2 protein-coding genes are annotated in these 759 nt (G+C 63.2%); both read right to left on the reverse strand.

Annotated elements, in window-relative coordinates:
- A partial coding sequence (mobB, locus tag EN925_RS38195) for a molybdopterin-guanine dinucleotide biosynthesis protein B (RefSeq protein ID WP_128337484.1) occupies positions 1 to 371 on the reverse strand: 371 nt, incomplete at its 3' end.
- Positions 368 to 759, reverse strand: a 392-nt coding sequence (locus tag EN925_RS38200; RefSeq protein WP_164894790.1) for an NTP transferase domain-containing protein, incomplete at its 5' end; no start/stop codon positions are given. The genes mobB and EN925_RS38200, both read right to left, overlap by 4 nt.

The following is a 759-nucleotide window of genomic DNA, read 5'->3' on the forward strand; positions in this document are numbered from 1 at the left end:
GGCGTACGGTCCTTCGCATCCAGCCGGCGGGTTTCGATCTTGCTGTGGGCTTCGCGCTTGTAGCCTTCGACCAGCACGAGGTCGCAAGGGGCAAGCCGCGACAGGACAGTCTCCAATGTCGGCTCATCCTCGCCGCGCAGCTCGTGCATCAGTGCCCAGCGAACGCCGGAGACGATCGCGACTTCGGTGGCGCCGGCCTGCCGGTGGCGAAAGCTGTCCGCGCCAGGTTTGTCGATGTCGAAGTCATGGTGGGCATGTTTCACCGTCGACACCTTCCAGCCGCGCCGGACCAATTCGCTGACCAACCTCTCGGTCAAAGTCGTCTTGCCGGAATTCTTCCAGCCGGTGATGCCGAAGACGCGTCTGTTCATGGCTTGATGCTCTGCAACAGACGCTCGGCAGACACAAGATCGTCCGGTTCGTTGATGTTGAAGAAAGGGTCGATCCCCGCCGATGGCGGAACCGGGAACTCCACCTCGACAAAACCCTGCCGGTCGATGAAAGCCGAAACCCGCCTGATATCCTGATCGACCAGAAAGTGCCGCAAGGCATCGCGGCAGCCGATCGGCCACAGCGCGAAGGTCGGATGCCGCTTGCCGGCCGAGCGGGCAACGGCAATAGAACCGGGGCTTTGATCGGCGGCCCCTGCCAGACGCTCGACAAGGTCCAACGGCAGGAAAGGCGTGTCACCGGCAGCGCTGACGATCGCCTTGCAAGACCTGTTGGCCGCGGCCCATTCGAGGCCGGTCAGGATTCCGG

The sequence above is a fragment of the Mesorhizobium sp. M7A.F.Ca.US.006.04.2.1 genome, from assembly GCF_004022915.1.
Classification (GTDB): Bacteria; Pseudomonadota; Alphaproteobacteria; order Rhizobiales; family Rhizobiaceae; genus Mesorhizobium; species Mesorhizobium ciceri.